The 20,494-nt window shown below is 68.0% G+C and carries 14 protein-coding genes and 1 pseudogene; 10 read left to right on the top strand and 5 right to left on the bottom strand.

Going from position 1 to position 20,494, the window contains the following annotated elements:
• The first annotated feature begins 3 nt into the window (after positions 1–3).
• From ACZ54P_RS32390 to ACZ54P_RS32375, 4 genes and pseudogenes are all read left to right on the top strand, one after another.
• Positions 4–1,476 carry an MFS transporter gene (locus tag ACZ54P_RS32390; RefSeq protein ID WP_465465395.1) on the top strand — a complete coding sequence of 491 codons (1,473 nt, stop codon included), beginning with the start codon at positions 4–6 and terminating at the stop codon, positions 1,474–1,476.
• Positions 1,473–3,062: a tyrosine 2,3-aminomutase gene (cmdF, locus tag ACZ54P_RS32385; RefSeq protein WP_465465394.1), complete on the top strand. Its 1,590-nt coding sequence runs from the start codon at positions 1,473–1,475 to the stop codon at positions 3,060–3,062. The genes ACZ54P_RS32390 and cmdF overlap by 4 nt, the downstream gene beginning before the upstream one ends.
• Before the next feature lie 60 nt (positions 3,063–3,122).
• Positions 3,123–4,109, top strand: coding sequence for an aldo/keto reductase (locus tag ACZ54P_RS32380; protein ID WP_465465393.1), 987 nt, complete (start codon positions 3,123–3,125; stop codon positions 4,107–4,109).
• Positions 4,099–4,398 (top strand): annotated as a pseudogene (locus ACZ54P_RS32375) (hypothetical protein); the annotation flags it as partial. The gene ACZ54P_RS32380 and the pseudogene ACZ54P_RS32375, both read left to right, overlap by 11 nt.
• A gap of 25 nt (positions 4,399–4,423) precedes the next feature.
• Here the strand turns inward: ACZ54P_RS32375 and ACZ54P_RS32370 are convergent.
• Positions 4,424–5,290: a helix-turn-helix domain-containing protein gene (locus ACZ54P_RS32370; protein ID WP_465465392.1), complete on the bottom strand. Its 867-nt coding sequence runs from the start codon at positions 5,288–5,290 to the stop codon at positions 4,424–4,426.
• A gap of 92 nt (positions 5,291–5,382) precedes the next feature.
• Between ACZ54P_RS32370 and ACZ54P_RS32365 the strand changes: the two genes are divergently transcribed.
• Positions 5,383–8,697, top strand: coding sequence for a tetratricopeptide repeat protein (locus ACZ54P_RS32365; RefSeq protein ID WP_465465391.1), 3,315 nt, complete (start codon positions 5,383–5,385; stop codon positions 8,695–8,697).
• A 35-nt stretch (positions 8,698–8,732) separates the two neighbouring features.
• Here the strand turns inward: ACZ54P_RS32365 and ACZ54P_RS32360 are convergent, their stop codons facing one another.
• Complete coding sequence (locus ACZ54P_RS32360) at positions 8,733–10,415, bottom strand: beta-N-acetylhexosaminidase (protein ID WP_465465390.1); 1,683 nt, start codon at positions 10,413–10,415, stop codon at positions 8,733–8,735.
• 127 nt (positions 10,416–10,542) lie between these two features.
• Between ACZ54P_RS32360 and ACZ54P_RS32355 the strand changes: the two genes are divergently transcribed.
• Genes ACZ54P_RS32355 through ACZ54P_RS32335 form a run of 5 tightly spaced genes read left to right on the top strand, consistent with a single transcriptional unit; the run spans position 10,543 to position 16,835 of the window.
• On the top strand, positions 10,543–11,850 hold the full coding sequence (locus ACZ54P_RS32355; protein WP_465465389.1) for a glycoside hydrolase family 36 protein: 1,308 nt from the start codon (positions 10,543–10,545) through the stop codon (positions 11,848–11,850).
• Between the two features lie 22 nt (positions 11,851–11,872).
• Complete coding sequence (locus ACZ54P_RS32350) at positions 11,873–12,823, top strand: carbohydrate ABC transporter permease (RefSeq protein WP_465465388.1); 951 nt, start codon at positions 11,873–11,875, stop codon at positions 12,821–12,823.
• Positions 12,824–12,841: 18 nt separating this feature from the next.
• Positions 12,842–13,672, top strand: a complete 831-nt coding sequence (locus tag ACZ54P_RS32345; RefSeq protein WP_465465426.1) for a carbohydrate ABC transporter permease — start codon at positions 12,842–12,844, stop codon at positions 13,670–13,672.
• 17 nt (positions 13,673–13,689) lie between these two features.
• Positions 13,690–15,030, top strand: coding sequence for an ABC transporter substrate-binding protein (locus ACZ54P_RS32340; RefSeq protein ID WP_465465387.1), 1,341 nt, complete (start codon positions 13,690–13,692; stop codon positions 15,028–15,030).
• 11 nt (positions 15,031–15,041) lie between these two features.
• Positions 15,042–16,835 carry a bifunctional metallophosphatase/5'-nucleotidase gene (locus ACZ54P_RS32335; protein WP_465465386.1) on the top strand — a complete coding sequence of 598 codons (1,794 nt, stop codon included), beginning with the start codon at positions 15,042–15,044 and terminating at the stop codon, positions 16,833–16,835.
• A gap of 492 nt (positions 16,836–17,327) precedes the next feature.
• On the opposite strand, the gene ACZ54P_RS32330 is transcribed toward ACZ54P_RS32335, so the two are convergent.
• From ACZ54P_RS32330 to ACZ54P_RS32320, 3 genes are read right to left on the bottom strand one after another with little or no spacing between them, the layout of a single operon-like run.
• Positions 17,328–18,542, bottom strand: coding sequence for a metal-dependent hydrolase family protein (locus ACZ54P_RS32330; RefSeq protein ID WP_465465385.1), 1,215 nt, complete (start codon positions 18,540–18,542; stop codon positions 17,328–17,330).
• Positions 18,539–18,976: a GAF domain-containing protein gene (locus ACZ54P_RS32325; protein ID WP_465465384.1), complete on the bottom strand. Its 438-nt coding sequence runs from the start codon at positions 18,974–18,976 to the stop codon at positions 18,539–18,541. The genes ACZ54P_RS32330 and ACZ54P_RS32325 overlap by 4 nt, the downstream gene beginning before the upstream one ends.
• Positions 18,973–20,364: an MFS transporter gene (locus ACZ54P_RS32320; RefSeq protein WP_465465383.1), complete on the bottom strand. Its 1,392-nt coding sequence runs from the start codon at positions 20,362–20,364 to the stop codon at positions 18,973–18,975. The genes ACZ54P_RS32325 and ACZ54P_RS32320 overlap by 4 nt, the downstream gene beginning before the upstream one ends.
• Positions 20,365–20,494: the final 130 nt, after the last annotated feature.

The raw sequence follows: 20,494 nt of genomic DNA, 5'->3' as shown, positions 1-20,494 counted from the left end.
AAAATGGTTGCCGTAGCGGACGCATCGTCCTCGACCGGGCCAAGTTATCGCGACTGGGCCGGGATCGGGGTCGTCTTGCTGGCCACGTTCATGGGCCAGATCGACATGTTCATCGTGAACGTGGCCAGCCCGTCGATCCAAGTGGACCTGGGTGCCAGTTTCGGCCAGATCCAGTTCGTCATCGACGGCTACGTGATCGCCTACGCGGCCGGCATGGTGACCGGCGGCAAGCTCGGCGACCGGTTCGGCCGCAAGAAGGTGTTCCAGTACGGCGTTGCGGCCTTCACCGTCGCCTCGCTGCTGTGCGCGCTGTGCCCCACGGCGAACCTCCTGATCGTGGCGCGAGTCGTCCAGGGTGCCGCGGCGGCCGTCCTGATGCCGCAGGTGCTGTCGATCATCCAGGGCACTTTCACCCATCTGCGGGACCGGCAGCGCGCGATCGGCGCCTATGGGTCGGTGATCGGACTCGGGGTCGTCGCCGGGCTGATCGGTGGCGGACTGCTGTTGGAAGTGGACGTCGCCGGGTTGGAATGGCGGACGATCTTCCTGATCAACGTGCCGATCGGGCTGCTCATCCTGCTGGCCGCGCCGTCGACAGTCCGGGAGAGCCGGAGCGAGGTGACCGCACCGCTGGACATGGTGGGAACGGTGCTCACCGCTTCCGTGCTGCCCGCCCTGCTGATCCCGTTGTCGATCGGCCCGGAACACGGCTGGCCACTGTGGATCTGGTTCTGCTTCGCCGCCACCGGGCTGCTGGTGGCCGGCCTGTTCCGGTACGAGAACAGACTGGCCGCGCGTGGCGGCGATCCGCTGCTCCCGGCACGCGTCCTGCGGAGGCGCGGCTTCCCGGCCAGCATGGCCACGGTGACGGTGTTCTTCGCCGGCAACGCGGGCTACTTCCTGGTGCTGACCTACTACCTCCAGTCCGCGCTGCACCTGAACCCGCTGGGCACCGGTGTGGTGTTCGTGCCACTGGGCGTCGGGTTCGCGGTGGCTTCGACGGCCGGACGCCGGCTGGCCGAGCGCTACGGCACGCGCGTGCTGATCACCGGCGCGCTGCTGATGACCGCGAGCTTCCTGCCGATGCCGTTGATCGTGCAGGCAGACGCCGGAACCCAGGCCATCGCGCTCGCGGCCACCATCGGACTGTCCGGAATCGGGCAGGGACTGGTGGTCTCACCGTTGATCAGCATCGCCATGGCCCAGGTGCCCGCGGATCTGACCGGGGCGGGTTCGGGCGTGCTGAACACCGTCACACAGGCCGCGATGGCCCTCGGGATCGCGGGGATCGGCACGGTCTACCGAGTCGCGCTGGGACACAATCCGCAGGACACGGCGTCGATCCCCACCGAGGTTTTCGGCGACGCGTTCGTCGTCACCTGCGGAGTGCTCGCCTTGCTCGCCGTGGCCACCGCGGTGATGAGCCGGCTGCTCGGCCGATCGAGAATAGCGACCGAGGCAGCAGTTGAGCTGTGACCGCGAAGAAATCGGAACCTGTCGAACTCGACGGGCACGGCCTGGACCTCGCCGGTGTGCGCCGGATCGCCGAGTACAGGGCGCCGTGCGCGGTGGCCCCGTCCGCCCTGGCCGCGGTCGAGGAGAACCGAAAGTCGTTCGAGCACCTGGTGAGTCAGGGCGTTCCCGTGTACGGCGTCACCACCGGATACGGCGAACTGGTGCACCACCCGGTCGGAACCGGTGACGAGGTGGCCCTGCAGACGAACCTCGTTCGCAGCCACAGCGCCGGTGTGGGCCCGCTGTTCGCCGAGCACGAGGTCAGGGCGATGATCACGGCCCGGCTGAACGCGCTCGCCAAGGGCTATTCGGCCGTGCGCCCGGCCGTCCTCGAACGGCTGGCCACATACCTGAACCTGAACATCACTCCGGCCGTGCCGGAGATCGGCTCGCTGGGAGCCAGCGGGGATCTCGCGCCACTGTCGCATATCGCCTGCACGCTGATCGGCGAGGGATACGTCCTCGAAGACGGCGCGCGGACACCGACCGGCCCGGTGCTCGAACGGCACGGGATCGTGCCCCTCGAATTGCGGTCCAAAGAAGGCCTCGCGCTGATCAACGGCACGTCGGCGATGACCGGGCTCGGCGCGGTGGTGGTCGCCCGCGCGCTGGATCAGGTGCGGCAGGCCGAGATCATCTCCGCGCTGGTCGTGGAGGTGCTGCGCGGCTCGACGAGCCCGTTCCTCGCCGACGGACACGAGCGGGCACGTCCCCACCGGGGGCAAATCGACACCGCGGCGAACCTGCGCCTGCTGCTCGACGGTACCGAACTCGCCGTCGAGCACGGAGAACTCTCGCGACAGGCCCGTAGCGGCGAGGGCGAGGTCTACCTGCAGAAGGCGTACACCCTGCGCGCGGTGCCGCAGGTGCTCGGCGCCGTCCGCGACACTCTCCGGCAAGCCGAGTCCGCCCTGGAGATCGAACTCAACTCCGCCAACGACAATCCCCTCTTCTTCGGCGAGTCCGGCGAAGAAGAGATCTTCCACGGCGCGAATTTCCACGGCCAGCCGATCGCTTTCGCGATGGACTACTGCACCATCGCGCTCACTCAGCTCGGCGTGTTCTCCGAGCGCCGGACGCATCGGCTGTTGAACCGGCATCTGAACGACGGGCTGCCCGAGTTCCTCATCGCCGGCGATCCGGGCCTGCACAGCGGGCTGGCCGGGGCCCAGTATCCGGCGAGCGCGCTGGTCGCCGAGAACCGGACGATCGGCCCCGCCAGCACGCAGAGTGTGCCCGCCAACGCCGACAACCAGGACGTGGTCAGCATGGGCCTGATCGGAGCGAGAAACGCCAGACGGGTGCTGGCGAACAACAACTGGATCCTGGCGGTGGAACTGATCGCCGCGGCGCAGGCCGTCGACGTGTCGGACCGGTACGAACGCCTCGGTCCGCTCGGCCGGGTCACCCACGATCAGGTCCGCGCGACGGTCCCGCCCCTGGACCGGGACCGGTACCTGAGCGATGAGATCGGAGCCCTGGCCGCCGCGATCTCCCGCGGTGACTTCCTCGACGCGGTCGTCCGCCACGGAGCCGCATTGCGGTGATCGCCGCCTTCGGCCGCGCTCCAGTTCAGGAAGGGGGCCTTGTTGCCGCACAAAGATATCTTGCCCACCCGTGTCCTGGGAGCCGACGGCCCCGTCGTGTCCGCGCTCGGGCTCGGGTGTTTCGGGATGAGCCGGGCCTACGGTGCCGCGGACGACGCCGAATCGATCGCCACCGTCCACAAAGCACTCGACCTCGGCTGCACTTTCTTCGACACCGCCGAGGTTTACGGCCCGTTCGTCAACGAAGCACTGCTCGGCACCGCGTTGCGGGGACGGCGCGACGAGGCGTTCATCAGCACGAAGTTCGGCTGGGAATACGCGTCGGACGGCACCCGCGGCGAGTTGAACAGCAGACCTGACCACATCCGCCGGACCGTCGACGCGATGCTCACCCGGCTGCGCACCGACCGCATCGATCTGCTGTCACAGCACCGGGTCGATCTCAAGGTTCCGATCGAGGACGTGGCCGGCACCGTGGGCCAGTTGATGACCACGGGCAAGGTCCGGTATTTCGGCCTTTCCGAGGCCGGGACGGCCACGATCCGCCGGGCGCACGCGGTCACCCCTGTGATCGCCCTGCAGACCGAGTACGCCTTGTGGGAACGCCACATCGAGGCCGAGATCCTGCCGACCTTGCGTGAGCTCGGCATCGGCCTGGTCGCCTACTCCCCGCTGGGCCGCGGTTTCCTGACCGGAACCGCCAAACCCGCCGAGGAGTACGCCGAGGACGACTACCGCAGAAGAGATCCTCGCTTCCAGGGCGACAATTTCCGCGCGAACAAGGCCGCTGTCGATATGGCCGGAGTCATCGCCGCCCGTGTCGACGCGACCCCGGCACAGGTGTGCCTGGCCTGGCTGCTGGCCAAAGGCAGGGATGTCGTGCCGATCCCGGGTACCAAGCGACGGCGCGCGCTCGAGGAAAACCTCCGGGCGGCTTCACTTCGGCTCAGCGCAGAGGACATGGCGCTGCTCGACGCGGCAGTACCGGCGGGCACGACGAAGGGCATGCGATATCCGGAACCCGCCATGTATCTGAATGGCCTTTGAACCGGCTCAGCACCGAGGACTTTTCGCTGTCGAGACGGTCCTGAGAGCAGGCCGCCTTCCGCGACTTCGAGGCGCACCGCCCCGCCAGAACCCGCCCCACCATGTCACCCGTGACAGACACCGGGGCCAGCACCGGAAGTCTGGTGGTCGACCACGACGACGCGATCCCGCGCTGGGCCGCTTCGCCCAAGCACACACATTCGGCACAGGCATGGGCATCGCAGCCCCGCAGATCGGCATCGACCGCGCTGAGGCCATCGTCCGCACACCGGACAGCGACGCCATCACCCTGTGCAACCCCGCCATCATCGAAATCAGCGCTTCCCGCGTCGGTACTCGCTGGGGCTGCAACCGTGTTCTCTGCGGAAAGTGCGCGAGAAGTAGAACGCGTCGTTGTAGCCGATGGTCCTGGCGATCTCGGAGATGTCGCGGGACGTGGTGGCCAGCAGCTCGCGCGCTCGGGCCATCCGCAGGCGCTTGGCGTATTCGACCACGCCACAGCCCGCCGCCATCCGGAACAGGGCCGCGAAGTGCGAGGGAGACAGGCCCGCCGTGCGCGCCAGCTCTTTGACGATCACCGGCTTCGCGAAGTTGTGCCGCAGGTACTCCTGCGCCTGGCGAACCGGCTCGGTGGGCTGGCGGGCTTCGGTCAGCGCGTCCGCGGCCAGCTGCGCCAGCAGGGTCCAGCCCGCGCCGGAGGCCGAGATAAGGTGCGGGAAGGTCTCGTCCCGTTCGAGGAAGCCGATGGCGTCGTCGATCGCCGAGACGGCCCGGTAGGCGTCGCGCACCTCGATGATGGCTTCACCGCCGTCCGGCGTGACGACCGAGAGCAGCTCCGAGACCTGGGAGCCCGCGGCGTGCAGCCACCAGATCGTCCAGGGGGCGCGCGAGTCCGCCCAGTAGAAGTGCGGGCGGGACGGGGGCAGGACGAGGGCGTTTCCCGCCCTGATCACGCTCACTCTGCCGTCGACCTCGCAGTGCCCGACCCCGTCGGTGCAGACGATCACGATGGCTTCTGGTGCGCTGCGCGGACGGTGCATGCCGTGGTTGGCCGCGCTGGGGAAGTACCCGGCGTCGGTGACGAGCAGGCCCGAGGTCGGGGCTTTGCGCAGGGCCGACGCCACCAGCGGCCGCGGCAGCACGCGCAACCGCTGACCTGGGAAGCCATCGGGCAGCAGCATCCACACACCGTACAGCCGGCCGTCGAATCGTCCAGGTGACTCGGTCGATTCGGCCATCCCGCCGAACGGGTGCCCGGGCATAGCGTTGCCGCATGTCACAGGGTGAATCGACGCTGAACTTACCGTCCCGCCCCGCCGAGCAGGCCGAGGCCGGGGTCGCGGCGTGGCGGGCGGGGGTGATGATCGACAGCTACCTTCCCGAGGAGCCCGACCGGTATCCCGCCTACTTGGACCGGCGCGTCTATCAGGGCTCCTCCGGGCGGGTGTATCCACTGCCGTTCCATGACCGGATCAGCCCGGTGAAGGCCCCGGTGGAGTGGGACGCGGTGCACCTGGAGAACCACTGGCTGCGGCTGATGGTGCTGCCCGAGCTCGGTGGCCGCATCCAGGTCGCTTTCGACCGCACCCGAAACTACGACTTCTTCTACCGCAACCCGGTGATCAAGCCCGCTCTCGTCGGCCTGACCGGGCCGTGGATCTCCGGCGGAGTCGAGTTCAACTGGCCGCAGCACCATCGCCCCGCCACGTTCCTGCCGACCGACGTCGAGATCGAGCACGAGCCCGATGGCGCCGTGACCGTGTGGTGCTCCGACCACGACCCCTTCGACCGGATGAAAGGGATGCACGGTGTCCGGATGCGGCCCGACAGCGCCGTGCTGGAGTTGCGGGTGCGGCTGTACAACCGCTGCGAGCGAACCCGAACGTTCTTGTGGTGGACCAATATCGCCGCGCGAGCGGATGAGAACTACCAGTCGTTCTTCCCCCGTGACGTGCGCGTCGTTGCCGATCACGCCAAGCGCGCGACGACCGGCTTCCCCGCCGCGGATCGGGCCTACTACGGGGTCGACTACCCGGCCCGGCACGACGAGGGCGGCACGGTCGCCGGTGGCGTGCAGGTCCGCGGCGACCGCCTTGACTGGTACCGCAACATCCCGGTGCCGACCTCGTACATGTGTTTGGGCAGCAAGGAAACGTTCTTCGGCGGCTATGACCATGCCGCGCGGGCCGGGTTCGTGCACGTCGCCGATCGGCAGATCGCTGTCGGGAAGAAGCAGTGGACTTGGGGCGCTTCGGAGTTCGGTGACGCGTGGGGCCGCAATCTGACCGACGACGGTTCGGCCTATGTCGAATTGATGGCCGGGGTCTTCACCGACAACCAGCCGGACTTCTCCTTCATCGCGCCCGGGGAGACGAAGGTGTTTTCCCAGTTCTGGTATCCGATTCAGGAGATCGGTCCGGTGCAGGCGGCGACCGTGGACGCCGCGGTGCGGGTGGACCTCCGGGGCACGAGCGCGCGGGTCGGAGTCGCAGTGACCGCTGACCGCCCCGGCTGCCGCTTGGTGCTCGTCGACGGCACTGGGGCCGAGGTCGCCGAGGTGCGCGCCGACATCGCGCCGGGCAAGCCCTTCCAGGAGAGCATCCCGCTGACGTGGCCCGCTGATCGACTCGTGCTGCGCGTCCTCCACGGTGACGAACTGTTGGTGGAGTGGGATTCCCTGGTCACCGGTGCGGACGATCAGGTCACCCCGGCACGCGAGCCCGCCTCGCCCGAGGACGTGCCGACCGTGGAAGAGCTGGCCGTGATCGGCGCGCACCTCGATCAGTACCGGCACGCGACGCGCTCGCCGGAGCTGTACTGGCATGAGGCATTGCGCCGCGATCCCGCGCATGTCGCGGCCAATGTCGGGCTCGCTGGGCGTGCGTATCAGCGTGGTGACTTCGCCGAGGCGGAGAAGTTGTTGCGGACAGCCGTTTCCCGGCTGACGACGTTGAACCCCAACCCGGTCGACACGACCGCGCTGTACTGCCTCGGTCTCGTGCTGGAGCGACTCGGCCGGGCCGACGAGGCTTACGACGTATACGGTTCTGGCTCCTGGGCGCGTGCGTGGCGGGCACCGGCGGGCTATCGCATGGCGCGCATCGACGCCGCACACGGGCGGAACAAGGAGGCGCTGGCCAGGCTGCAGGATGTGCTGCGCACCGAGCCGGAGCACCTACAAGCCCGCGCGCTCCGGGTGATTGTTTTGCGCCGTACCGGAAAAGACGGTCAAGCGGCAGAACTTGCCGAAGCCACCCATGCGCTTGATCCCCTGGACTGGTGGACGCGCGATCTGCTCGGCCTGCCTCTCACTACGGACGCGCAGACCTGCCTTGACATCGCACTGGAGTACGTCGGCGTCGGTGAGCACGATGCGGCGCTGCGGGTGCTCGACGTCGCCCGCGAGCGGGAGGGTTCTCGCGCGATCGGGCAGACAGCGGCCGGGCCGTTGCTGGAGTACCACCGAGCCGAGGTGTTGCGCGGACTGGGCCGAGACCACGAGGCGAGTGAAGCCGTGGGGAGGGCGCAAAATCTCGACGCGACGTGGTGTTTTCCTTCGCGGTTGGACGACGCGTTGGCGTTGGAGCGTGCGGCGAATACTGACGACACGGACGCGCGGGCTCGCGCGCTGCTCGGACACTGGCTCTACGCCAACGGACGTCCTGATGACGCGTGCGCGGTCTGGAATGCCGCAGTGGCGATCGACCCGGATGATCCCGTCGTGTGGCGGAATCTGGGGCTCGCGGCCTTCAACCACCTCGGTGACGCCGACCAGGCATGCGCGGCCTACGACTCCGCGCTCGCCGTCGCGGGCGACGACGCCAGGTTGATCTTCGAGCGTGACCAGCTCAGTGCGAGGCGCGGAGTGCCGCCCGGGCAACGGCTGGATTGGCTCCTGCGGAACCGCGCCCTGGTCGAGACGCGGGACGACGCCACCATCGAACTCGCACACCTGCTGATCACCGCCGACCGGCTCGACGAGGCCCGCGAACTGCTGCTTGGCCGCACCTTCCAACCATGGGAGGGCGGTGAGGGCGACGTGCTGCGCGTGTGGGACCGGCTGTGCCGCTCGCAATCCACAGTGGACGACGCGTTCGCGCCGCCGGAATCCCTCAGCGAGGCAAGGCATCCGCTCGCGAACACCGCTCAGCTGCACTTGATGCGGGGTGACGTGCTTGGTGACCGGATGGCGTGGGAGCTGGCCGCCGCGCAGCAGGGCGACTTCCTGGGAATGAGTACCCAGCCCTACTCCGAGGCGACCTACTCTTCGGTGCTCGCGCTGCGCAGGCTTGGTCGCACGGAGGAAGCCGACCGGCTCACCGAGGCATTGCGCGCCTTCTGCGACACGGTGGAGGCGAGCCCGGCGACCGTGGACTACTTCGCGACTTCGCTGCCGTCGATGTTGTTGTTCACCGAGGACCCGGCCGCCGCGCAGCTGCGCCGAGTAGGTTTCTTACGGGCGCAGCTCGACATTCTCGACGGGCAGCACGCACGCGCAGGCGACCGGTTGGCCGCGCTGCTGGCTGAGGACCCGCACCACGTCGACGCGCTGGACCTCGCCCGATCGATCCGGACTCCGACGCCGTGACGGCGTCTGTGCACCGTCACCACGCGCGGGAGTCCTTACACATCAGGGATGTCCGCCACAGTTCCGGTCGCGGCCGCGTCGGCGTAGTTCGCGAGGCGCTCGGCCATCGGGACCCCGGCGCGATGGGCTCGCCGACCGGTGCCACCGCGCTGCCACGGCGCCGGGCCGGTCAGCGGACGGAACTCGACTCCGGCCGCCGCCAGCCGGCCGAGGTGGCGGGGCAGCCGCCGGAGGAGATCCTGCGTGCGGGAACCCCAAGCTATCTCCGCGAAAGCACACGTTCGCGGGTACAGGAGGTAGTCGACCAGTCGTGGGTCCTCGACGAGCTCGGTCCACATCTGACACTGGATCCCTTGCACACGAGCACTTTCGGCCTCGGACCAGTCCTGCGGGATCGGCTCCCACGAGGCGACGTCGCCGAGGGTGACCGGGCCGCCGATCGCGAGTGGCTCGTCGGGGTGGGCCTCCTGGAAGTAGTCGAAGTAGGTCGGCATGACCGGCGAGAGCACGACGTCGTGACCGGCTGCCGCCGCCCGGCGGGCGACCTCCGCACCACGCCACGCCATGACCAGCGTGGTGGTCGATCCCGCGTCGGCGGTGCTTCCTTGCGCGGCAAAGCTGTCGTCCCACGTGACCGGTGTTTTGCCGTGCTCAGCCAGCATCTGCCGTACTTCGGCCATCAGGGCGGCGAAGATCTCGGCGCTTCCGGAAAGCCTCCGCTTGTCGGCGAACGCACGCACCACCGGGTCGGTGTCCCACGCCCGCAGGACGGACTCGTCGCCACCCACGTGCACGTAAGGGGACGGGAACAACGGGAGCAGTTCGTCGAACAGGAGACGCAGGAACTCCAGGGACTGCTCCGACGGAGCCAGGAGTGCGTCGTGCACGCCCCAGTTCGTGTGCACCGCGCGATCCGGCACGGACGGGGACCCGAACTCCGGGTAGGCGGCCAGCAAGGCGCCGGTGTGGCCGGGAACGCCGATCTCCGGGATGACCGTGATCGCGCGGTCCGCCGCGTAGGCGACGACCTCGGCGAGGTCGTCGCGGGTGTAGTAGCCGCCGTGCGGCGTGCCGTCGTGGACGACCTCGTCGGAGTAATGGCTGACCTGGCTCGTCGCCCGCCAGCTGCCGACCTCGTGCAGGCGCGGGAAGCGAAGGCTCTCCACCCGCCAGCCCTGGTCGTCGCTGAGGTGCAGGTGCAGCGTGTTCAGCTTGTGCGCGCTCATCAGGTCGATGTGGCGCAACACTTCCCGCTTGGGCAGGAAGTGCCGAGCGACGTCGAGGAGCATTCCTCGCCAGCGGAATCGTGGACTGTCCTCGACGCGGACGACTGGTGCGACCCACCGGGTGTTCGACGGCGCGGCCTGCCGGTAAGCGGCGTCGGGAAGGAGCTGGCGCAGGGTCTGCACGGCATACACGACACCGGAACGGTCCGCCGCGGTGATGGTCACTCCGGCCTCGGTCACGTCGAGCACATAACCCTCGGGAGGGGTCACGCCCGCGCGGACCAGCACCTGCAGAGCTGCGGGTTCGGTGACCACCTTGCTGGTCATGGGCACCAGCGCGATCGCCCGCAGGACCGCCGCCCGTTCCTCCGCCGGCACGTCCAGGCGCACCGGGAGTTCGGCCGGAAGCTGGAGCACACCCGCGCCGAGCAGCACCGAATGCGGTTGGGGAACGAGGTGCGCTGCCCGCTGTCGCGCGTCGTCCTGGCTCATGGTCGCTGCCTCCTGTATGCGTGCACATGTTTCTTTTTGTTCACTAGACATCTAGAGTGAGCATCTAGTGCTCATTTTAGGCCTATTATGCGCATAAACGAACGAGAATCACCACGAAGGGACGCCGATGTACCTCCAGATCGCCGAGGTTGCCTGTGTGCCGGCTCGGGCGCGCGTCTTCGAGCAGGGCTGGCAGTCCTGGAGTCCTACCGGCACCTACCCGGGCGACGCGACCTCGCCCCGGCCGTCCTCGGCGCAGATCGCGGCGAGCTGCTTCCGCTTCGACCGGCCGATGCCGGAGTCCGGCTTCCAGAGCGAGGGATTTATCGTGATCGACCCGGGCGACGGCGGCCCGGTGCGGTCGTGGTCCGCGGTGGATCACTCCGCCGAAGTCCCCTCCATCCGCGTGCAGGCGCTCGGGGACCGGCTCGTCGTCTCCAGCCTGGGCACTGTCCGGGAGACCGAGCACGCCGACCTCCCGCGCGCACTTGTCGCCTGGGCCGAGGAGGTGGCGGCCGCCGGTGGCGTGACGGCGGTCCGTCCGCTCGGTCCGGGGTGGAGCAGCTGGTACGGGCACTGGAACAAGGTCACCGAGCAGGACATCGCCGACACGCTGGTGCACGCCGAACGACTGGAGCTGCCGCTGGAGATCATCCAGCTCGACGACGGCTACCAGAGCGCGATCGGGGACTGGCTCGACATCCGGCCGGGCTTCGGATCCCTTGAAGGAGTGGCGAAACGCGTCGCCGACACCGGGCGGCGCGCGGGCATCTGGCTGACGCCGTTCTTCGTCGCCGCCGACAGCCGGGTGGCGACCGAGCATCCGGACTGGCTGGTGCGGGACACCCCCGCGATGCGCGAATGGGACCGGGACATCGCGGTGCTCGACGTGACGCACCCGGGCGCGGCGGAGCATCTCGGCGACGTGTTCAGGTCCCTTGTCGCGACCGGGTTTTCGTTCTTCAAGATCGACTACATCTACGCCGGAGCGCATCCCGGCCTGCGGCACGCCGACGTGTCGGGGCACGACGCCTACGTGGCGGGGATGCGGATCATCCGCGAGGCAGTCGGGCCGGACTCCACCGTTCTCGGCTGCGGCGCGCCGATGCTGCCCAGTGTGGGACTCGTCGACGCCATGCGGGTCAGCCCGGACACCGCGGTCGCCGTCGAACCCAAGTCCGGGGACGTCAGTCAGCCCTCGCAGCTCGGCGCGCGGCTGGCCGGGGCCGCGCGGGAGTTCATGCACGGCCGGTTGTGGGTCAACGATCCCGACTGCCTGCTGGTGTCTCCGCGCGTGGAAGACCGCGCCGGCTGGGCGGATCACGTGGCCTCCAGCGGTGGGTGGAGGTGTTCGAGCGATCGCCTCGCCGACCTCGACGAGTGGGGAGCCACGCGCACCCGCGAGTTGCTCACGCCGTCAACCGGTCCTGCCTGATCTCTCCGGAAAGGAGTCCACCATGGCTCAGGTCCTCACGGTGCCGACCCCGCCGCCACCGGTCTCGCCCCGGCCGGTGCCGCCACGGGGACGTCGTCGGCGGGCGCGGGAAACCCTGACGGCCTATGTCTTCGTGGCCCCGAGCCTATTCGGCGTCGTCGCGTTCCTGTTGCTGCCAGTCCTGATCGTCGCCGGGCTGAGCCTGTTCGACTGGAAGCTGCTGGCCACGCCGGAGTTCGTCGGGCTGGCCAACTACGAGCGGCTCTTCGCCGACGGCGGGATCGGCCACTCGCTGCTGGTGACCATCGCCTACGTGGTCCTGACCATCCCGGTGCAGACGGTGCTGGCCTTGTTGCTCGCACTGCTGCTCAACCAGCGAGTGCGCGGCGTGAAGATCTTTCGCGCGATGTTCGTCCTGCCCTGGATGGCGACGCCGGTGGTGATGGGACTGGTGTGGGGCTGGATCTTCGACCCGGCCAACGGCGCGGTCAACTCTTTCCTGGAGATCTTCGGGATCGCCGGGCCGAGTTGGCTGTCCTCGTCCGGCCTCGCGCTGCCCGCGGTGGCGTCGACGCAGGTGTGGCAGTTCGCGGGCTATAACATGCTGTTCTTCCTCGCCGGGTTGCAGTCCATCCCGAAGGACTTCTACCAGGCGGCCTCGCTGGACGGGGCGTCGCCGGTCCGGCAGTTCTTCTCGATCACACTGCCGCTGTTGCGCCCGACGCTGTTCTTTGTCCTCGTCACCAACGTGATCGGCTCGTTCCAGGTCTTCGACACCGTTTTCGTGATGACCAACGGCGGTCCCGGCAACAGCACCGAGGTCATCAACTACACGATCTATCAAACCGCGTTCCGGCAGTTCGAGTTCGGCTACGCCTCCGCCATCGCGATGGTGCTGTTCCTGATCATCCTCGCGGTCACCATGGCGCAGGTCCGGTACTTCAACCGCACCACGACCTACGACCTGACCTGAGAGGGGCCGACCGTGACCATGACGACCCGGCGACGGCGGCCTTCCCGCCGCGCCGCCCTCTACGCGACGCTGATCATCGGGGCGGCCATGTCGGTCTTCCCGTACTGGCTGATCGTCTCGACCGCGTTGAAACCGCGTGGTGAGCTCTTCGAGGCGGCACCGTGGGCGCCGCCGTCCTCACCGACGCTAGAAAACCTCGGCGCGCTGCTGGGCTCGGACTTCGCGCGGTCCATCCTCAACACCTTCATCTTCGTCACCGTCCTCACCGTGGGGCAGCTGATTTTCACCACGCTGGCGGCGTATGCGTTCGCGCGCTTGGACTTCCGGGGCCGCAACTCGCTGTTCTGGCTGTACCTGGCCACCCTGATGGTGCCCAACGTGGTGACCCTGATCCCGCTGTTCCTGATCATGCGTGAGCTCGACTTGGTGAACAGCTGGTACGGGCTCGTCGCGCCGTACGTCTTCGGCACGCCGTACGGGATCTTCTTGATGCGCCAGTTCTTCCGCAGCATCCCGCGCGAGATCGAGGAGGCCGCGCGGATCGACGGCGCGGGGCACCTGACCATCCTGTGGCGGATCATCCTGCCGCTGAGCAGGCCGATCCTGGCCACGCTGGCGATCGTCACGGTGATCTCGTCCTGGAACAACTTCCTGTGGCCGCTGATCATCACCAGCAGCGAGGACACTCGCGTGGTCACCGTCGCGATCGCCGCCCTGCGCTCGGAGATCGGCATCGACTACACCCGGATGATGGCAGGCAGCCTGCTCACGCTGCTGCCGATGCTGCTCGTCTTCGTCTTCTTCCAGCGCTACATCGTCCGGTCGGTCGCCCTGACCGGACTCAAGTGACACGAAGGAGTGTCCCCATGAAACTCTCGGCTTTCCGGCGGAAGATGCTCAGCGCGCTGACAGTCGGCGCACTGGTCGGGCTGGTCGCCGCCTGCGGCGGCAGCGGCGACAGCAACGGCAAGACGACACTGACCTACCGAATCTGGGACGAGCAGCAGCAGAAGGGGTACGAGAAGGTCTTCGAGGCGTTCAAGGCCAAGCACCCCAACATCGATGTCAAGATCGAACTTCAGCCCTACGACCAATACTGGACCAAGCTCGTCACCGAGATGGTCTCCGGAACCGCGCCCGACGTGTTCTGGATGACGCCCGCGAACTTCCCCGAACTGGCGACGCAGGGCGCGTTGATGGACGTCTCCGCCGCCGTGGAGCAGTCCGGCCTGGCCAAGGACAAGTACCACCCCAACGTCGTGGATTCTTTCACCTACAAGGGAAAGATGTACGCCGTCCCCAAAGACTGGGGCGTGCCGGGGATGCTCTACAACAAGCAGGTCTTCGCCGAGGCGGGCGTCGAGATGCCCACCGAGCCGCTGACCTGGGCGCCTGACGGGTCCGGGACGTTCCTGCCGTTGATGCAGAAGCTCACCGTCGACGTGAACGGCAAGCACCCCAATGAACCCGGCTTCGATCCGGCCAAGGTCAAGCGGTGGGGCTTCGCCTCCTGGAACCACTCGGGCACGCAGTGGCTGAACTGGATCCCGAGCAACGGCGGCACGACGATCACCAAGCCCTACGGCACGTTCAACTTCAACGAGCCCGATTCGGTCGAGGCGTTGCAGTGGGGCGTCGACCTGATCAAGAAGTGGCACGTGTCCCCGCCCGCCGAGCAGACCAACCCGCCCGCGGGCCGGGCGACCGAGATGTTCCAGCGCGGCGAGGTCGCGGTCTTCCCGGCCAACAACGCGCTGCTGCCCTTCGTCGCCCCCAGCTCGACCTTTCCGATCGGCACCGCATCGCTTCCCGCGGGCAAGGCAGGCCGCGTCGTGATCATCAACGGCCTCGGCGAGGCGGTCTACTCCCGCACCGAGCATCCCGACCAGGCCAAGCAGCTCGTGTCGTTTTTGGCCACCCCGCAGGCGCAGGCGATCATGGCCGAGGGCGGCTATGTCTTCCCGGCCATCAACGACCTCGCCCCGCGCTACGTCGAGCACTGGAAGGCCAAGGGCATCGACACCCAGCCGTTCCTGGACGAGGCGCGCGGCAAGACGGTGAATTTCCCGATCGTGTCCGGCTTCGCCGCGGCGGAACCCAAAATCAACCAGATCTTCAACGACATGTACCTCGGATCGGTCAACGTCCCCGACGCCGCCGTGGAGGCTGTCAAACAGGGCAACGCCCTGCTCCGCCCCGAGAAGTAAGGAGGTCTGCCATGTCCGCATCACCCAAGAGATGGCGCACGGCGGCGATCGTCACCGCCGCGTCGCTGGCCGTCTCACTGGCACCGGCCGCGACGGCCGAGTCCGCGCCCGGAGTGCCCGTGCAGCTGCTGTCGATCACCGACCTGCACGGCTACTTCGGCGAGTACACCACGACCGTGCCCGGCTCGCGTGCCGGTGAGCCAGCGATAACCGTGGGTGGCGGGGCGTATCTCGCCTCGCACCTCAACCGGCTGCGTGCACCGGAGAACTCCGTACTGTTCTCCGCGGGCGACGACTTCTCCGGCTGGCCGTCGGAGACCGCGTGGTTCTGGAACGAGCCGACGATCGAGTACATGAACATGATCGGCGTCGAGTTCTCCACCGTGGGCAACCACGAGATCGACCGAAAACCGGCCTACCTCAAGCACATGATGGAGGGCACCTGCCAGGGCCGCCCCGATCGCGACCTCTGCTTCACCGACTCGACCGGGAAACGCTTCCAGGGCGCGGACTTCGACTACTACTCCGCGAACGTGATCAACGAAGCCACCGGCCGGCCGCTGGTCGAGCCGTACCACGTGCGGCAGGTCGACGACGGTCGCGGCGGCACGCTCCCGGTGGGATTCATCCACGCCACGACCACTCACACGCCGGAAGAGCAGCTCTCCTACTGGCCGAGCGAACTGAAGTTCCTGCCCGAGGTGGAGACGATCAACCGTTACGCCGAGGAGCTCCGCGGGCGGGGCGTCCAGGCCATCGTCGCCGTGGTGCACGAAGGGTTCTCGCAAGCGAACGGTGCGGGGTACAACGACTGCACCGCACCGTTCGGCCCGCTTGCCGACATGAACAAGCAGATCAGCCCGGCGGTGGACGCCATCGTCGGCGGGCACTGGCACGCGCTGGTGAACTGCATGCTGCCCGACCCGGCCGGTAATCCCCGCCCGGTGGTGGAAGCGGCGAACCACGGCAGGCTGATCAACGAGATCAACTTGGAGCTGGACCCGGCTACCGGCGATGTCCGCCGCGACCGGACGAAGTCGGTCAGCCACGCCAACACCCGTGATGTCGCACCGGATCCCGAGGTGCAGCGGATGGCGAAGTACTGGAAGGACCGGCTCCCCGCGCGGGGTAACCAGCAGGTCGCCACGGTCAACGGCGACCTTACCCGCACCTCCGGCACCGACGAGGAGTCCACGCTCGGCAACGTCACCGCCGATGCGTTCCTCTGGGCGGCCAACAAGGACGGACAGGCCGACCTCGCGGTCGCGATGCCAGGAATCCTATTGCGCGACATCCCTTTCGCTCCCAATCCGGCCAATCCCGCTGACGCGCCGGGACGGGTGCTGTTCTCCGAGCTGGTCTTCGGCACGGTCTACGAGAACGGCATCGGCCCGGCCGTCGTGCGCGGGACGGTGACCGGCAAGAAACTCGACGAGCTGATCGAGAGCCAATGGCAGCGGGGGCCCGACGGCGTCGTGACGTATCGGCACATGGCCGTTTCCGACAACGTTTCCTACACTTACGACCCCGGCGCCCCGCTCGGGCAGCACGTCGATCTCAAGAAGATCCGGATCAACGGGAAGCCGGTGAAGGCCGACCGCGAGTACCGGATCGCGACTCTGGCCAACAACTTCTTCGCCCGCAACGCCACACCCGGGTTCACGGCGCTTTTCGAGGCCAGGAAACAGGATCGGAGCATCTACTCCGGCGCGGACGCGCTCTGGAAGTACCTGGAGGCGAGGTCACCGGTCCGGCCGCCGAAGCTCGACCGGGTCCGGCCCGTACCTGGAAACCGACCGGCGTAGTCCGGTGCCAACGGCTGTCGACCGGTCCTGCTGCCGGGCCGCGTCTCTCACGGTGTGGATTTTGGGGCGTTATTGAGGGATAGGGCGAAGGTGTCGCGAAAGCCACTTTCGGGCCATCACATGTCCTGAAAGTGGCTTTCGCGACACGAGCAGCGGGCGCCGCCTTCGCGGGAACGCGCACCGCATAGGTGCCGACCACGACACCTGTGCCTCATCCTCACTAACCCTCTTTATCTTGAGGGGTAAGGCGAAGGTGGCATGCCCTGGGGGCAGGGTTGGTGTTGCGGAAGCGGCTTTCGCGACACCTTCTTGAGGGCTGGGGGGAGGCTGGTCATCCCTGGTGGTGTGAGCAGGCAATCGGGAGGCGGGCATGTCTCCAATGCGGCATTGGAGACTGTCAGTGTCCCCAATGCGTCATTGGGGACATCCGGCCGCGGCGCGAGCCGACGTCGCACGCAACGCGACACCTTTGCCTTACCCCTCAATAACGGGTCAGCCGGAGACCACGGTCCCGCCCTGGATGACGTGCCGGAACTTCTCCGGTTCGGCCAGGACACCGATGTCCGCCAGCGGATCGCGGTCCACGACGAGCAGATCCGCGTGCGCGCCGGGAGCGAGCGTGCCGATCTCGCCGGTCAGGTTCAGCAGGTCCGCGGCGGTCGAGGTCGCCGACCGGAGGATGTCAAGCGCGGGCTGGACCTCGCCGCGCAGCCGGAATTCGTGGTTCTGGTGCCGGTGCATCCCGCCGAGGAGATCGCTGCCGTAGACCAGTTTCACCCCGCCGCGAGCGGCTCGCTCCAGTGCGGCCATCCCCGCACCGAGCACCTCGTCGACCTTGCGCCAGCTGGCTTCCGGCAGCCCGTGCTCGCGCCCTTCCTCCTTCAACGCCCAGTACGTGACCAGGGTGGGAACGAGATACGCGTCGTGCCGGCGGAACAGTTCGACACTGAGATCGTCGATCAGGTTGCCGTGCTCGATCGACCGCACGCCCAGTTCCAGCGCGCGGTTCACCGCACGAGCGGTGTAGGCGTGCGCGGCGACGTAGCGGTTGGCCGCTTCCGCCTCCTCGACGATCGCGCGCAGTTCGTCGGCGGAATACTGCGTCGAGTCGATCCGGTCGGTGGGGGAGGCGACACCGCCGGAGGCCATCACCTTGATGTGGTGCGCTCCCTTGCGGAGTTCGTCGCGCGCCGCCGCGCGGACCGCGTCGACCCCGTCGGCGAGCCTGCCGAGACCCGCGCAGCACGGGTGGTCGTCACTGGCGTTGGCGCCGCGGGTCCGGCTGTCGCCGTGCCCGCCCGTCTGACTCAGCGCGCGTCCGCAGAACAGCAGTCGGGGACCCCGGAACAAGCCCTCGGCCTGCGCGTCGGCGAGGCCGTAGTCCGCGCCCGAGGCATCGCGGACCGTGGTGAAGCCGCGGTCCAGCATCCGGCTCATCGTGCGCGCGCTGTGCGCGGCCACATAGGACGGTGACGACGAGGCGAGCGATCCGAGATCCGCCGTCGACGCGGTCACGTGCACGTGGGCGTCGACCAGACCGGGCAGCACGACCGCGCCGCGCAGGTCCTCGGTCCGGCCGTCACCGGCGGTGAGACCCGTGCCGATCTCGACGATGCGGCCGTCCTCGCACCGGAGGTCGCCCTCGGTGTACTCGCCCTTGGCCGGGTCGAGCAGCCGGGCGTTGCGCAGCAGCAGTGATCCGTTCATCGCGTCTCCAGGATTTCGCGCAGGGCCGGGACCGCCAACGGTGCCAGGGAACGGGCCGCCACGACGGAATCGTCGTCGTAGCTGCCTTCCGCGTCGAGGATGTTGAGGACGCCGAGCGTGCGGCCGTCGTCCACCACCGGCACGTTGATCACCGCGCCGCAGCCCAGCCGCTCGATGAGTTCGTGGTCGGCGAAGATCTCCCGTACCGCCGCGCTGTCCGCCCCGAAATAGGGTTTCTGCCCGGTGATGCACCGGTCCAGCCAGCCCGCGGCCACCTCGACGGTCTTCTCGCCGCCCACCGGGTATTCCGCCGGGTGGCTGCTGTGCACGCGTCGTAGCGCCTGTCGTTCGGGCACCCACGCCAGTACGGTGAACAGGCGCACGCCGATCGTGGCGCGGGTCTTGTCCTCCACAGTGGACAGTGACACGGTCACTTCGTCATCTCCTTCGCGGTCTTCACGGGGGCACCGTGCTCGGTCAGTTCTTCCAGGGAGCGACCGGCGGTGGACAGGCCGAACACGACCACGCACACCACCCCGGCCGCCAGGACGGCGGTGGTGAGGCCGAAGACACCGGCGAAGCCGAGGCTCGCCGCCGACAGGCCGATGATCGTCGGGGCCAGGATGCTGCCGACCCGGCCGAACGCGCTGGACAGCCCGGTCCCGCTGGCGCGGATCCAGGTCGGGAACACCTCGGGGGTGTAGGAGTAGACGCCGGCGTAGGTGCCGTTGAGGAAGAACGACAGCACCGCCCCGGCGAGGGTGATCGACCACGGCGCGTCCATTTGGCTCAGCCAGAACGCGCTCACCGCGGAGCCCGCCAGATACAGCGCGATGGTGTGCTTACGGTCGAGCCGTTCGGAGAGCCAGGCGGCGGAGAAATACCCGGGAATCTGGGCCAGGTAGATGATGATGGAGAACTCGAAGCTCTTGGTCACCGTGATCCCGCGCTGCACGAGCAGCGTGGGGATCCAGGAGAAGAAACCGTAGTAGGAGAACGTGATCACGAACCAGACGGTCCAGATCACCGCCGTCCGGCGTGCCATCGCGGGGCTCCAGAGGAACTTCAGCGCGCTGAGGAGATTGACCTTCGGCGTCTCCGTCGCCGGCTGGGCATCGGTCTCGGCCACGGCCGGAAGTGCCTGCCCCGTCGCCTTTTCGACGTCGCGTTCGAGTTTGATGACGATCTTCTCCGCCTCCGCGTGCCGCCCGTTCGCGACGAGGAACCGCGGTGATTCCGGCAGGGACCGGCGCCACCACAGCAGCATGACGATCGGCAGCGCGGTGATCAGCTGAGCGACGCGCCAGCCCTCCGGCACCGTCGGGACGACGAAGCGCCCGATCAGCGCGGCGGCCACGAACCCGAACGAGAAGAAGCCTGCCAGCGCGCCGACGAACCAGCCGCGTCGTTTGGCGGGGACGAACTCCGACAGGAACGGGGCGATGATCGCGCTTTCGGCGCCCGCGCCCGCTCCGGCCAGCACCCGGGCGCCCAGGAAGATCTCGTAGTTGGGGGAGAAGGCGGCGAGTACCGAGAACACCGCGTAGAAGGCAAGGGCGTACATCATGACCTTCTTGCGGCCGATGCGATCGCCCAGCAAGCCGGCCGCGATAGCGCCGAAGAGGAAGCCGAACGGCGTCGCCGAACCGATCAGCCCGAGCTGGCCGTTGTCGAGGTCCCAGGCAGCTTTCGCGCTCGGCAGGAGGAAGGCGACCACGGCGGAGTCCATTCCGTCGAAGGTGTAGCCGAGTCCGCCGATGAGCAGGAGTTTGTAGTGGGGGCGGCTCAAGGGGAGCCGGTCCAGTCGTGCCAGAAGCGTCATGGGGAACGCCTTCCGTGTTCGGGCGACGAAGAGTGCGGACAACGTATACTGCGTTTCGTTAAAACTGCAATGGTTGTTGCACGTGGCTCGACGAGCACTATGCGTTACCGTGACGCGGTCGAGGGAGGGT

This window comes from Amycolatopsis sp. NPDC034160 (assembly GCF_055575355.1).
This window is presented reverse-complemented; position numbering and strand designations above follow the sequence as displayed.